At 46.5% G+C, this 14,547-nt stretch carries 12 protein-coding genes; 3 read left to right on the top strand and 9 right to left on the bottom strand.

Going from position 1 to position 14,547, the window contains the following annotated elements; translation table 11 throughout:
• Positions 1–16: 16 nt before the first annotated feature.
• Complete coding sequence (gene torR, locus HG547_RS02360; RefSeq protein ID WP_037430273.1) at positions 17–727, bottom strand: two-component system response regulator TorR; 711 nt, start codon at positions 725–727, stop codon at positions 17–19.
• 179 nt (positions 728–906) lie between these two features.
• On the opposite strand from torR, the gene HG547_RS02355 reads away from it, so the two are divergent.
• Positions 907–1,299, top strand: a complete 393-nt coding sequence (locus HG547_RS02355; protein ID WP_086024078.1) for a PilZ domain-containing protein — start codon at positions 907–909, stop codon at positions 1,297–1,299.
• Between the two features lie 96 nt (positions 1,300–1,395).
• Here the strand turns inward: HG547_RS02355 and radA are convergent, their stop codons facing one another.
• A complete protein-coding gene (gene radA, locus HG547_RS02350; RefSeq protein WP_037415324.1) occupies positions 1,396–2,760 on the bottom strand; it encodes a DNA repair protein RadA in 1,365 nt (454 codons plus the stop codon).
• Between the two features lie 102 nt (positions 2,761–2,862).
• On the opposite strand from radA, the gene HG547_RS02345 reads away from it, so the two are divergent.
• A complete protein-coding gene (locus tag HG547_RS02345; protein WP_169546887.1) occupies positions 2,863–5,241 on the top strand; it encodes a PilZ domain-containing protein in 2,379 nt (792 codons plus the stop codon).
• A 1-nt stretch (position 5,242) separates the two neighbouring features.
• On the opposite strand, the gene HG547_RS02340 is transcribed toward HG547_RS02345, so the two are convergent.
• Together HG547_RS02340 and serB are read right to left on the bottom strand one after the other, a co-directional pair.
• Complete coding sequence (locus HG547_RS02340; protein ID WP_169546884.1) at positions 5,243–6,229, bottom strand: alpha/beta hydrolase; 987 nt, start codon at positions 6,227–6,229, stop codon at positions 5,243–5,245.
• 104 nt (positions 6,230–6,333) lie between these two features.
• The gene (gene serB / locus HG547_RS02335) at positions 6,334–7,326 is read right to left on the bottom strand and encodes a phosphoserine phosphatase SerB (RefSeq protein ID WP_169546882.1); all 993 of its coding nucleotides are present in this window, start codon (positions 7,324–7,326) and stop codon (positions 6,334–6,336) included.
• Positions 7,327–7,369: 43 nt separating this feature from the next.
• Between serB and HG547_RS02330 the strand changes: the two genes are divergently transcribed.
• Positions 7,370–8,581 carry an AhpA/YtjB family protein gene (locus HG547_RS02330; protein ID WP_211164520.1) on the top strand — a complete coding sequence of 404 codons (1,212 nt, stop codon included), beginning with the start codon at positions 7,370–7,372 and terminating at the stop codon, positions 8,579–8,581.
• 168 nt (positions 8,582–8,749) lie between these two features.
• On the opposite strand, the gene deoD is transcribed toward HG547_RS02330, so the two are convergent.
• The 5 genes from deoD to HG547_RS02305 form a co-directional block, all read right to left on the bottom strand.
• Entirely contained in the window at positions 8,750–9,460 is a 711-nt protein-coding gene (gene deoD, locus HG547_RS02325) for a purine-nucleoside phosphorylase (RefSeq protein ID WP_011621831.1), read from the bottom strand.
• A gap of 91 nt (positions 9,461–9,551) precedes the next feature.
• Positions 9,552–10,766, bottom strand: a complete 1,215-nt coding sequence (locus HG547_RS02320; protein ID WP_169546880.1) for a phosphopentomutase — start codon at positions 10,764–10,766, stop codon at positions 9,552–9,554.
• 9 nt (positions 10,767–10,775) lie between these two features.
• On the bottom strand, positions 10,776–12,107 hold the full coding sequence (deoA, locus tag HG547_RS02315; protein WP_037415345.1) for a thymidine phosphorylase: 1,332 nt from the start codon (positions 12,105–12,107) through the stop codon (positions 10,776–10,778).
• Between the two features lie 184 nt (positions 12,108–12,291).
• Positions 12,292–13,062 (bottom strand): deoxyribose-phosphate aldolase, encoded by a 771-nt coding sequence (deoC, locus tag HG547_RS02310; RefSeq protein WP_169546878.1) that lies wholly within the window; start codon positions 13,060–13,062, stop codon positions 12,292–12,294.
• 411 nt (positions 13,063–13,473) lie between these two features.
• Positions 13,474–14,331: an outer membrane protein OmpK gene (locus tag HG547_RS02305; RefSeq protein WP_169546876.1), complete on the bottom strand. Its 858-nt coding sequence runs from the start codon at positions 14,329–14,331 to the stop codon at positions 13,474–13,476.
• Between the last annotated feature and the right edge of the window lie 216 nt (positions 14,332–14,547).

Here is a 14,547-nt window from a genome sequence, read left to right as displayed (position 1 = left end):
AGATCTAAGTTAGAGATCAGTCATCCACCTTAGCGGCAAATAAATACCCCTCACCATGGACAGTGACAAAGAGCTCAGGATTGAGCTTATTACGTAGACGGCGGATAATGACATCTATGGTTCTGTCATTCACATCATGATTGCGATGACTGGTTTGCTGCATTAAGCGCTCGCGGGAAAGTACCTGCTGCGGATGCAAAGCAAAGGCGGTTAATAACTCAAATTCGGCCTTAGTGAGCTTGATAAGCTCCTCCCCTTGGCGCAGCTTACGACTATTTAATTCAAGCTGATAGCCTTCAAAACTTATCAAATCATCGGGCTGTGATAATTCCTGCACCAGCGCCTGTTCGGCTTGTTTTACCAAAGAAATCCGCCAAAGCAGGTTTTTTACCCTCACCAATAGCTCCCGCAGTTCGAAGGGCTTAGTCACATAATCATCGGCGCCCATCTCCAGGCCAACGATTTTATCAATCGATTCATCACGGCCAGAGACTAAGATAATCCCCACATGGGAGCGGCTGCGTAACTCACGGGTTAAACTTAAGCCATCGACCCCAGGCAGGTTAATATCTAACATAATTAAATCGATATGTTGACGATTAAACTCGTACCACATTTGCTCGCCATCGGCAGCCTCAATCACACGATAACCTTCCTTTTCAAAGTATCCCTTCAATCGCGCACGAATAACCGCTTCATCATCGACAACGAGCACACTATAGGCCATGTTCTACTTCTCTTATTTTGCTTAACTGAATTATTCATACTTTTTCATATTTGCATATGAAGGAAAGGTAAAATATGCGATCTGCATTACTTTATTGCACAAAAATCTGCCGAGCTTTTACAGTCTCCTCAATATGACATATGCTTAGGCATATTGATTGGTGTGGGCGCTAACAAACTATGAAAGATAAAGAATTAGTGATTGATGAAAGACGACATTTTTCACGGATCCTCTTTGCCGCAAGTGCGTCAATACACCAAGGTGAAAAGCAATGGCAAACCTCAATATTGGATCTCAGCCTAAATGGCGCTTTAGTGGAAGAACCCGCAGGATTTAGCCATTCAGATGAGCCTATCATCCTTAACTTTACTCTGCAGGGCTCGGATATTGAGCTGCAAATGGAAACTGAGTTGGTGCATCAACGTAATCACCAACTTGGGCTTAAATGTAACATTATCGATGTCGACAGCATCAGCCACCTCAAACGCATCGTTGAGCTTAACTTAGGCGATGCCTCAATTCTGAACCGTGAATTGGCGCTCTTTGTCGAAAAACATCATTCCGCCGATTAAACACCACGGATAGTGATTGCACGGATAATGATTGGGTACGGGCTTGACTCCCGAGAAAAAACAAACAGCGCTTAAGGCGCTGTTTGTTTTTTTAGATTAGATTGCTTCAAGGGCTTCTGACAGTTTGGAAACGCCCACCACTTCCATTCCCACTGGTGGTTTTTTCGGCACGTTCGCTCGAGGCACTATCGCTCGTTTAAAACCATGCTTAGCGGCTTCGACTAAACGTTCTTGCCCATTTGGCACAGGTCGAATTTCGCCAGATAAGCCCACTTCACCAAACACCACTAAATCACTCGGTAAAATATCGCCACGAAAACTCGATACCATAGCCAGTAGCAGGGTTAAGTCGGCACTGGTTTCGGTTACTTTAACCCCGCCAACCACGTTCACAAACACGTCCTGATCCGACATTTGCAAGCCACCGTGGCGATGCATCACCGCAAGCAACATGGCCAAACGGTTTGCATCCATCCCCACTGCCACACGGCGCGGATTGGACATGGCAGAATTATCCACCAGCACTTGCAGTTCAACCAGTAACGGGCGCGTACCTTCCCACACCACCATGACCAAGGAGCCCGAGGATTCTTCCTCGCCGCGGGAGAGGAAAATTGCGGATGGGTTAGCCACTTCCTTCAGGCCACGTTCCGTCATGGCAAATACGCCCAGCTCGTTGATCGCCCCGAAGCGGTTCTTGTGGGAGCGCAAAGTGCGATAACGACTGTCGCTATCCCCTTCAAACATCACCGAGCAATCGATACAGTGCTCGAGCACTTTTGGCCCGGCGAGGCTGCCATCTTTGGTGACATGACCCACCATAATAACAGCAATGCCATTTTGCTTGGCGAAACGGGTTAGATAGGAGGCTGATTCACGTACCTGCGACACACTGCCGGGACTCGACGCTACATCGCTCATATGCATAACTTGAATAGAGTCGACAACGATGACTTTTGGTGATTCTTTCAGGGCGACTTCGCAGATCAACTCCACACTGGTTTCGGATAACATCCTCAGTTTATTGGTCGGTAAGCCAAGACGATGGGCCCGCATCGCCACCTGCTGGAGCGATTCTTCCCCAGTAACATAAAGCGCGGGCATTTGCTCGGCTAAATGGCATAAGGTCTGAAGCAGCAAAGTACTCTTACCAGCTCCGGGATGACCGCCAATCAAAATCGCCGATCCAGGCACAATGCCGCCTCCAAGTACCCGGTCGAGTTCACCAAAGTGGCTCACTATACGTGGCAAAGCATTGAGATCAATTTGGTCTAAGGTTTTGACTTCGCTACTGCCTGCACCAGCGTAACCGGCAAACTGAGTCCCCCGTCCGGGCGAGGCAGCACCTAAGCGCACTTCAGTTATCGTATTCCACTCGTGACAAGCACTGCATTGCCCTTGCCAACGGGGAAAATCCTGTCCACACTCATTGCACACGTACGCGGTTTTATTCTTTGCCATAACTTATTAAAATCTGTATAAAATCAATTTAAGTAACTGTGAATACTGCCGACATTAGACTAACACAGCACGCATAAAATCAGCATTAGAAAAGACCACTACATGAGTTTAGATAACCATAGTGCACTCATAGAACAACTCAAGCCGCTGCTCATGGAACCTAACTTCCAGGAGATTTTCCAGCAGCTGACTGTCGATGAAAACAATTCCACCCGTTTTTTATTAAAAATGGAGTTGAATCGTTTAGCTTCGCCCTGCACGCGGATTATTGACCTTAGGGATAAGTCAGAGTTGCCCTGTAGTGAAGTCATGCTGGGTCAACAACGCCATTTTCTCGATGAACCCGCTAAACATAGCCTGCAAGAGGCCATGTCCTTATACCGTAACAAATACACTTTAGGCGTATATGAATACGTCATCGCCGCCCATCAACTTCGGCGACAAAAATTACGCCAGGTGACACAACAAAGCGATACCGTCGAACTCGAACCCTTTATGGTGCCAGGCGTTGTACTCGGCAGTTATTTTAATCGCACTGAAGAGCGGATGAATTACAGTATCCGCATTGCCGTTTCCCAACCTGGCAGACCTGAAATGCCGGGGATCACCGTTGATTTATCCATTGGTGGTGCGCGCATTCGCTTGGCGGCGAATCATCCTTTTGACCTCGATAAACCGCTAAAGGTAAAGCTTCTCGAGCTAAGTGAAGAATATTATTACCCCGATCTACAACTTGGAGTCGATTACCACATTGTTGATAGCCAAACTAATGGTGAATTTATTTGGTTAAGATTGAAGCGTATTGGTGGCACTGATGCGCTAGGCGAAATGCTGGGCAATTTGATTCGAGGCTATAAACTCCGTTATAAACTCGATGTTAATGACGTATTAGTAACCGCATCCGGCCTTGGATTCGAGCGTCATTATCTGCCGCATTTGCCACATTTACCGTTATTTTTGAATCAACAAACCCAATCAATTAGCCATATGCTGCTGAGTCGAGATAATCAGCAGATAGTGCATTATTTTCAAGATGAGAACGATATCAGCCAGTTACCAGCAATGCTGACATCAGCACGGCTTTCTGCGCTACTTAGCCATCCCGAAAATCCTGACTATGGGTTATTTTTTACGTTTACCTACAACGCCCAAGGCTGCTTGTATTTTTATTCGGCAACCTTAGCCGAATTAAAAGCTAAAGGCTTGGTATCATTGTTTTTAGGTTTTGCTTCAACCAAACCAAGCTGGCGTATTTTCAAACTGGTTCCTGATAAAATTTACCATGCTAAAGGCTATCGCCGAGCGACATTACCGGGAGATGATGCCAAATATAGTCCGCTGGTCGAACAACAGTTAGCGCTGTTTAGCCATATGCTACAACTTATCGATCTGACCAATGAGGATGAAAGAGCGACCTATAAAGCCTGGCAGGATGATAGCAATGCCAATGCCCTAAAAGCTTTCGGCCAGCAACGGCTCAGCACCCACCAAATCAAACCGATTGCAATGCAATTTAGTGAACGGCGGCAGGAAGCACGCTTCGCCTTTAAAACCTTAGTCAATGTCTCGCAGGGTGGCCTAAAAGCAACAGGAATCACCTTAGATATCTCAGGTCGTGGCATGCAGCTCACGCTCGACAATCCCACGGCGTTTGTAACCAATAAACCCTTAATGATCAGTTTACCTAAACTGCAAACCATTGCCGGCAAAACTCAACTCGAGAATTTACCCTACCGCTTGGTTCGAACCCGTAAGAATGGCGTCACATTACATTTAGCCGCTGTCATGGGCCATACGCCCCATGTTGGTGTCGAGTTTTTAAACAAATTAATCGCCCACAATAAAGAAAAGCTAGAACAACTCACTGAAAATAATAGTGAAGCAAACGAGCTTGCTGATGGACTTAAAAATATCCTATTACGCGAACTCCATTCTGTGCCCTACTTCGTTGAAAAAACGACTAAATCAGCACAAGTGGCTTGCTTAGGTGTCAGTACTGAACATGATGAAATTAGTGATATTTTTGCCGCGGGTTCTTCAGATACGTTGCAATATAACCTCGCTCCGCTGCTCAAGGATGGCTTTTTTAAACGGGATATTCTCGACCCCATCCGCCAAATGAAACCCCAGCAGGATATGGATTTTATTGAAGTTTTTATTCAACTGACGCGTCAGTCCCGCGGCCGATTCCATTTAAAATGTATACCCGCTATTGAAGTCGGTGATGCTCAAGCTAAAGTCGCATTTATCACCCAAAGTAAATTGGCCGGACGTTTTATGGCGCTACGAATTTATCGAGGTGCCACCGAAAAACCGGATATGGGGTATCTGCGCCGCGAATTGGAATATATCAATATCCATGCAAATCACAGGGCAAAACAACTTGAAGATCAGCTCTGGCGTATTATCGGTGTAGGTGAATTGCTGGATATCACCCAAGAGGTGGAATTAAGATACCCAGTGTTACATAAACAGGCCTAACTTATTCCTCGTCTTTTAATACCGCGAGTTCAAAGCCTAAATACCAATCGCGGATCAGCGGAAAATGGTCACTCATCGCATCCAGATGAGTCAGCATATCCGCATGGCCATAGTCGTGTTTAAAGCCGTTCGCCTTTGAGAGCAAAGTGAATTTCACTTGGCGAAAGCCACACTCAGAGATCATATCGGCGACATCTTCAGGATGCCCAAGCACAGTATCGTTTTGCCCCGCTATAAACCAAGCGACGGGCCAGTTGGCTGCCTTCGCCGCCTTGGCATAATCAAAACCGTCATCGTGATCGCGCCACTCACCTCGCACCCAATCGATACTTTGATTCAATGATGCCCGGCTCTCGTTATCCATACCGACACGCAGTTTATCGGCGGCGAGATATCCCTGCCCAACCGCTAAACTTGGGGCAAGGCGATTCCAAAACACATCGACCATCAACCATTTTTTGAAAGATTTGACGCGAATAGTGCGTTTACTGCCGAAGGTGAGTAGTGAACGCACACTTTGCTGCAGTTCAGGGTAACGTGCTAAGGCGCTCGCCATCAACACGCCACCCCAGGAATGGGCGCACCAATGCACACGTGAGGGGGATATTTTCCCCTGTTCCTGACAGGCCTGATTATGAATATTCAAAATAGACTGCTGTACTAATGGCAATTGCTCACGGATCACCTCACCTTGTCCTAAGGTAAAATCTCGACTGATTTTTGGTAAACTTAATCCTCGTCCAGCGGTATCGAGCACATAAACCACAAAACCCGCCTTAGCAAGAAAACATCCCAAACCACGACCGCTCTGGCTGTAAAAAACTCGGCCATTTGACATAGCGCCATGCAACATCAGGATCGGCGGTTTAGAAAAATCAGCAGTAGTTGGCAACAACTGGCGCAGGTGTAACTGTCCATCCCGATAAGGAAGATAGAGGGAGGTTTGTGAAAGTGTTTGAGCAGAATGCTCATCTGGAGTTGAAGTCAAAGTCAGTCACTGGTAGTCCATTAATGAACACTAAACTACCAGTTAAGCCTCAAAAAACAAGAGTCATTACTCTAATGTCACCACATAGTCGACTGAGTCACTTATTAAAACTGCAACAGATAAGGCAATACTCTAAGGTCCAAACTACGGATCCGAGCATCTGCTGCGGCGGCAAGTTTGGGCTTGGCATGGAAGGCAATCCCAAAGTCAGCCGCCTGCACCATAGGAATATCGTTAGCACCATCACCTATCGCCACACGTTGCCCCACTGGGATTTGCCATTCTTGGCTACAACGGTTGACCACATCGGCCTTAAACTGGGCATCGACGACTTTTCCGGTGACGGCTCCCGCCAGCTTACCGTCCGTTATGACTAATTCATTGGCAAAGGCCGCATCTAAATTCAGCAGCTGTTTTAAGTGGCCAACAAACGGCGTGAAGCCTCCTGAAGCCACAACGAGGCGCCAATGATGCGACTTAAGCTCGGTCAACATAGCCTCAAGACCCGGCATCAATGGCAAAGTGTCACACAAGGTTTGAATAATCTTGGCATCGGCGCCCTGAAGCTGGGCAACCCTTTGGCGCAGACTCTGCTCAAAATCGAGCTCCCCCTGCATCGCGCGCTCAGTGATCGCCGCCACTTGCTCGCCGACCCCAGCCATCGCGGCAAGTTCATCGATACATTCAATTTGGATCGCGGTAGAATCCATGTCCATCACCAGTAAACCGGGCTCGCTCAGTTTAGGTAATGGGCCGTGAATTAAATGTAACTCCACCTGAGATGGACAGGTTGCTAACAATTCAGCACTGGGTTCTACAGGCAGCGCTAATTCGACGCAATGCAGTGCCACTTGACGACGAATAGGTGCGATGGAGAGCATGGTTAATTTGAGACTTTCAGCCAGAGAAACAATCCAAGTCGCAAGAGAGTCTTCAAGACTTAAATCTTCGTAAATCAGACGCATAGCAAATACACTCAAGGATGGCCGCGTAGACGATTCCTGATAAGCCTCGAAACTGAGCCCCTGATATTCAAAGCGAGGTAAAGGGTTAGCTGCTAACCATACAAACAGCGGATTTTGGTTCAAGCTTTCCATAGGACTCGTGTTCTCCAACTATCGGGCTCACGCAGAATCAATTATGATTAGGCAAGCGCTCTCATTATTAAGGGTCAAAGTGTTATATCTTAAAGGGCTAAAGAAAAGCCATAAAATCAGTAGACTGCTCCAAATCGCCATCGCCTTGACCTTGATGGTCGGCTTAGTGCAATTGTGGCAAACAAGCCTACTACAAGGTCAGCTGCTTCTAAAGTCCCAAACGCAAAAGATGGCCAGATTACTGGTGCAGCAAACGGCCTATAGCGCGGCGCCCGCCCTACAATTACAAAATGATGAGCAACTCCAGTGGCTCGCCAGCGCCCTAGTTGAAGATCCTAAGGTGATGTCGGCTGCAATATTTAGCGATCAAGGAATACGCTTAGCCTTTGCTCAAAGCCTGACTAAAGATGCCTTAGATCCCGAATCAGAAGAAATGAGTCTGCTACTGAGCAAATATCCCCCCTATGTTGAACCCGTGACTCAGGATGGCAAGAATTTAGGTTATGTCGAGGTTAGGCTCGATACCAAACTATTTTTTAATGAAATCAAAGAAGCGCATAACCTGAATATGGAGCAGCAACAAATAATGCTGCTGGTTGCAGGCCTAATAGGCATGTTGTTATCCCGCGCTTTATCTTTTAAACGCGCCGATTTTGACCGTCGCCGCACCCGCGCCAAATTGCGTAAAAACCCTAAAAAGAATAAAGCGATAAAAGCCCCTGAAGCGGCTGAGGAATCGAAGTCTGCGGGTCATCAGGATGAGCAATTGGATGAAGTCATCGCGAGTGATACAGAGGCCGCTCAAAAGCCGACAGAAAATAAAGAAACCGAAGAAAATAAACAAACTACAGATACTTTGCCTTTAGGAAAAATCACAGAAAACGCTAAAGTGCCGGATGAAAACAGTAATCAAGCCAGTATTCAGACTAAAGTGAAGAAGGCCAAAGCCATTACAGAAACAAAAACTGAGTCTGAGCAAATGCCAGAGCAAGTGTCTGATCTGAAAACTGAGTTGAAACCAGAAACAGCACCTGAGATAGGAGCAAAGGATGATTCATCATCCAACACTATACCTCAGTCTAAAACGCAGTCGACGCAAGCTGTTGCGTCGGCCACAGAGCCACAAACATCAGTATCCACCCCGAATAAACCTAAGGTTAAATCGGTCCGCCGCGTGAAGACCAATACCTCGAAATCCTCCGCGGAGAAAGTCCCTGTTCAACCGAGCGATTTAGACACAGACTCAACGGGTTAATTGAAGCGTCTCAGGTCAAACTGAGGCATCTTTGGTCTGCGCCGCATTACAGGATTTTATCCATCGAACATTTGGCAGCACGGTTTAGCAGGCTAATCTAAAAGAAGACAGGGTAATAAAAAGGGTTCGCAATGCGAACCCTTTTCTTATGACTGCATTAGCAACACATTACAGCGTAATTGCAGCGTCTAATGTCATCACGATCATATCGTTGAACGTGGTTTGACGCTCATCAGAAGTGGTTTTTTCGCCAGTACGGATATGGTCAGATACCGTTACCACACACAGTGCACGGGCACCGAATTCATGGGCAACACCGTATAAACCAGCGGCTTCCATCTCTACGCCTAACACGCCCATTTTTTCCATCACGTCAAACATTTGTGGATCAGGAGTGTAGAACAGGTCGGCAGAGAAAACGTTACCAACACGGATCTTAGTGCCTTTCACTTTGGCAGATTCGATCACGGCATTCATCAGCTCGTAGTTCGCGATAGCCGCGAAATCTTGGCCTTTGAAACGTAAACGGTTAACTTGAGAATCGGTACAAGCACCCATGCCGATGATCACATCGCGCACTTTAACGTCAGTGCTGATCGCGCCACAAGTCCCCACGCGGATCAGGTTCTTAACGCCGTAGTCTTTAATTAATTCAGTTGCATAGATTGAGCATGAAGGAATACCCATGCCTGAACCCATAACAGAAATACGTTTACCTTTGTAAGTACCAGTAAAACCTAACATGTTTCGAACGTCAGTCACTTGCTCAACATTTTCTAAGAATGTTTCAGCGATATATTTTGCACGTAATGGATCGCCTGGAAACAGAACTGTCTCAGCGAATGCGCCCTCTACAGCATTAATGTGTGGTGTTGCCATCGAAATAACCCCTGTTTATTTTATTAAGACTTAAGTCTTTGTTTACTGGCGGCCCAATGTTGGCCACCAAATCGAGATCTTGCTCGTTTACTTAGATAAACGACTCACCGTATTCCATCGGCTCAAGCTTGAAGTAGCTTGCGATAGATTGGCCGATATCGGCGAAACTGTTACGGCGACCGAGTGAGCCGGCTTTCAGTCCTGCGCCATAGGCCAATACAGGCACATATTCACGAGTATGGTCCGTACCTTGCCATGTTGGGTCGCAACCATGGTCAGCGGTGAGGATTAACAGATCGTCCTCATCCAGCAGCGCCAGCATTTCAGGTAAACGCGAGTCGAAATACTCCAGCCCTTTCGCATAACCTGCTACATCACGGCGGTGGCCATAGTGGGAGTCAAAATCAACAAAGTTAGTGAATACGATAGTATTTTCACCCGCTGATTTCACTTCGGCTAACGTTGCATCAAATAACGCTTCTAAACCGTTTGCCTTCACCTTTTTGGTGATGCCACAGTAAGCGTAAATGTCGGCAATCTTGCCCACACTCACCACTTCACCACCGGCGGCTTTTAACTTATCTAACACTGTCTTCGCTGGCGGCTCGAGGGAGTAATCCTTACGGTTACCAGTACGAGCAAAGTCGCTTGGGCCAGTACCATCGAATGGACGCGCAATCACGCGGCCAATGTTATAAGGTTCTAACTCTTCACGAGCGATTTCGCAAAGACGATATAAATTTTCTAAGCCAAATGTGCCTTCATGGCAGGCAATCTGGAATACAGAATCTGCCGAGGTGTAAAAAATTGGCTTGCCAGAGCGCATATGCTCTTCGCCTAATTCTTCCAGAATAGTAGTACCAGAAGCATGGCAGTTACCTAAAAAGCCATCGAGTCCCGCACGGGCCAAAATCTTATCGGTCAGCTCTTTAGGGAATGAGTTTTGGTGCTCGCTAAAATAGCCCCATTCGAATAATACGGGTACTCCCGCCATTTCCCAGTGACCGCTCGGAGTATCTTTACCCGAACTTAATTCCTGAGCGTGGCCATAGGCACCAATCAAGTCAATATTGTCCGCAAAGCCTGGTGCAAACGCCCCGGTACTCTCCATCGCGGCATGGGCTAACCCTAAACGAGCCAAGTTTGGCAGAGCTAATGGGCCTTTACGACCAGTATCCGCTTTACCTTCGGCGCATGCTTTGGCGATATGGCCAAATGTGTCAGAACCTAGATCCCCAAACTTAGCGGCGTCACCAGCAGCGCCCACGCCAAAGGAATCCAACATCATTATAACTGTACGTTTCATAATTCTTCCTTAAAGATCCGAAGCTCGAATATAAGCATAGATCTCAGGTGTTTTTTCTGGAGCGACTTCATCGATATGAATCGCTTTTTTCACCGCTTCTTCTGCCTGCGCAAAGGCTTCTTCAGATTGCGCGTGGATCACAGCAATCGGCGTAGAAGCATCAATTTTATCGCCAAGGGCACAGACTTGCGTCAAACCAACACTGTAGTCGAGTGCATCACCAGGTTTGCGACGACCACCACCTAAGGTAACCACGGCTAAACCGAGTTCGCGGGTATCCATGCTGTAGGCATAACCTTGGGTATCCGCAAAGACAGGGCGAATAATTTGCGATTGCGGTAAGTACTTACTGTAGTTTTCGACAAAATCGACGGGGCCACCGAGGCCTGAAACCATCTTGCCAAAGATCTCGGCAGCACGGCCATTATCGAGTACACGGTTTAACTTGGCACGGGCATCCGCTTCATCAGTCGCTAAGCCACCAAGGAGTAACATCTCAGCGCAAAGACCCATAGTCACAGCGTACAGACGAGGATTACGGTAAGCACCGGTTAAAAAGTCGATGGCTTCTTTCACTTCAACCGCATTACCCGCACATGAGGCTAACACTTGGTTCATGTCGGTGAGTAAGGCCGTCGTTTTAGTACCTGCGCCATTGGCTACCGCCGCAATGCTGCGAGCAAGCTCTTCAGAGGCTTCGTAAGTTGGCATAAATGCGCCGCTACCGACTTTAACGTCCATCGCCAATGCATCGAGACTACAAGCTAATTTCTTAGAGAGAATAGAGGCGGTAATGAGGGAGATGGATTCGACGGTCGCAGTGTTGTCACGGATGGAGTAGAAACGTTTATCGGCGGGGACCAGATCACCAGTTTGGCCAATAATCGCTACACCAACGTCTTTAACCACTTTGCGGAACAATTCACTCGAAGGTTCGGTTTGATAACCGGGAATAGCGTCGAACTTATCGAGCGTACCGCCTGTATGTCCGAGTCCGCGACCCGAAATCATCGGCACATAACCACCGCAGGCAGCAGCCATGGGACCGAGCATAAGACTAATCACATCACCGACACCACCTGTACTGTGTTTATCGATGACAGGGCCATTAAGACCAAGTGATTGCCAATTGAGTACAGTGCCAGAATCGCGCATTGCCGTGGTCAAAGCGATTCTTTCATCCATATTCATGTCATTAAAATACACAGCCATGCCTAATGCGGCGATCTGACCTTCCGACACTGCATTAGTGGTAATGCCCTTAACGAAGAACTGGATCTCTTCGGTACTCAAGGCTAACCCATTGCGTTTCTTACGTATAATTTCTTGAGCTAGAAACATGATACTGCCTCCAAGCTAAATACTAATACAACATATCCGTTATTTAGCTTTGCAATGAAACATCAAAACTGTAGCAATATTACAATTGCATGCTATCGAAGTTTTGATGTTTCCAACTAGATTTAGGTCACACTTAATTAGTTTCGATATACGATTTTGGTATTAATCGAGATGCAATGTTCGATTAATAGCCTTGAGTCGGCTTAGGCGCATCGGCTAATTCTAATGTGTGTAACAAGCTGTTGAGTAAGCTTGAAGCACCAAATCTAAAGGTACGTGGAGAAACCCAATCCGCACCGAGAATACACTCAGCCACACCTAAAAACTCTGCTGCTTGAGCAGCATCACGTACGCCGCCAGCAGGCTTAAAGCCTACTTTGGTGTTCTTTTCACTGATCACAGTCAGCATGATTTCAGCCGCTTCAAGTGTCGCGTTGACTGGCACTTTACCGGTAGAAGTCTTGATAAAATCAGCACCCGCATCGATAGACAGTTCAGAGGCGCGGCGAATAAGCGCAGGATCGGCTAATACACCCGATTCAATAATGACTTTCAACAATACTTCACCACAGGCTTCTTTACAGGCTTTGACTAACTCATAGCCGACTGTTTCGTTGCCTTCCATCAGCGCGCGGTATGGAAATACCACGTCCACTTCATCGGCGCCATAGGCAACCGCTGCACGGGTTTCTAATACCGCAATAGCGATATCGTCGTTACCGTGTGGAAAGTTGGTTACTGTCGCGATTTGAATGTCTTCAGCGCCCAATTCATCGAGGGTCTTACGTGCGATAGGAATGAAGCGAGGATAGATACAGATGGCAGCAGTATTACCCGCTGGCGTCACAGCTTTGTGACACAGGTCGATCACCTTCTGATCGGTATCGTCATCATTTAAGGTGGTTAAATCCATAAGTTCGATGGCGCGTTGTGCTGCTTTTTTTAAATCAGTCATAATAGCTCTCCAAAAGAAAAAACAAATAAACAGAAATCAGTCGCTTATAAGCAACGCTTAGAGGTGGCATTATTTTGATTATTTTTATATGGCCGGGCCTTCAGGCGATGCCGAGTAATTTGTGTAGGGCAAATTACATATTTATTAGGTATTCAATCTTGCCTATACATAACTAGGCATCCTGACACTTAAATTGACTATAAGTGATCACGACTTGAATCCTTGAAGACCGGAAGAGAGGATACGAATAATGTCTTGTTCCTACTTTTCCGCGAAAAATCCGTTTTAGCGCGAGAAAAACACAAACCTTTATATAAACGCACTGCTCAAATTATAAATGGGTTTAGATCAAGATTCATGACACATAAAAGATGGAGCCGCCATCGCGGCTCCAACGGCTCTTACAAGAAATTAAAACTTGTAAGTAGCAGACAGGTAGTGTGACCAACCTGTTGATTCTAGGCCAGTAGCGCCATCGTCTGTCAGTAAGTAAACATCTTTAAAGCCTTTCAGGCCATAGCCCAGAGCATAACGATCTGAGTGCCAGTATAGACCGAAGAAGATGTTACCACCGTTAGTTGACTTGCCTTTTACTAATGGACCATTTTCAACTACAGGCCAGTAAGCTTCGTCTGCACCAAATTGGTAATCGATATAACCTTGGAATGACAGGAAGCTCTTGTTGTCGAAGAAGTAGAAAGGCTTGAACCAGTTCGCAGAGAATTGGTAACCATTCCACTCTTTAGCGTTCATGTCGTAGTAACCGTACAGGTTCATACCTGTTTTGCCTAACCAAGGCACGTTTACGTCAGCACCAACACCCCAGAAGGTAGAGTTAACGCCTGAACCAACATTACCGTCCCAGTTGAACAGAGTAGAGAAGTAAACTTCTTGTACTGGACCGAAAGATAAGTCTTTGCCAGTTAATGCATCAATAGATACACGTGGTGCAAACTTCATAAACAGCTTGCTTTTACCTGTACCAGGATTCTTGTCACCGTTGCTGCTTGATTGGTTTGCTAAGTTAAATACGTCAACATAACCATAGAGATCAAATACACCAGAACGGCCGCCGAATTCCATTTCTAAGTAGTCGTGCTGGTCACCTGCCGCTGGGTTCTCTGGCTTTTCGCCGATAGAGTACATAGCGTTGAACTGCATCCACTTGTAGTCAGAACCGTGAAGGTCAGTACGGTCTGCAGCAAATGCGTTGCCGGAGATTGCTGCTACTGCTGTAGCGGCTAAAGCTAAAGTTTTAACGTTTTTCATCATCAACCCCATTATTTTGGTTGCTACCGTCTTGGGTAGCGTTCTTTTTGTGGCGCTCGCATTTTACCTCGATTAAAAAAAATCTCAATAATCTTGCGTAAAATCACGAACACAAAATTCTTAATTGTGAACAAAGTCGCGACTTATTGTTTACGACTAATTAACTTAACCGTACGTCACGACCGTAAGACAGCATCACAGCTAAAGTTTAGTTGT

It is taken from the genome of Shewanella sp. DNRA4 (assembly GCF_012843185.1).
Lineage (GTDB): Bacteria > Pseudomonadota > Gammaproteobacteria > Enterobacterales > Shewanellaceae > Shewanella > Shewanella xiamenensis.
This window is presented reverse-complemented; position numbering and strand designations above follow the sequence as displayed.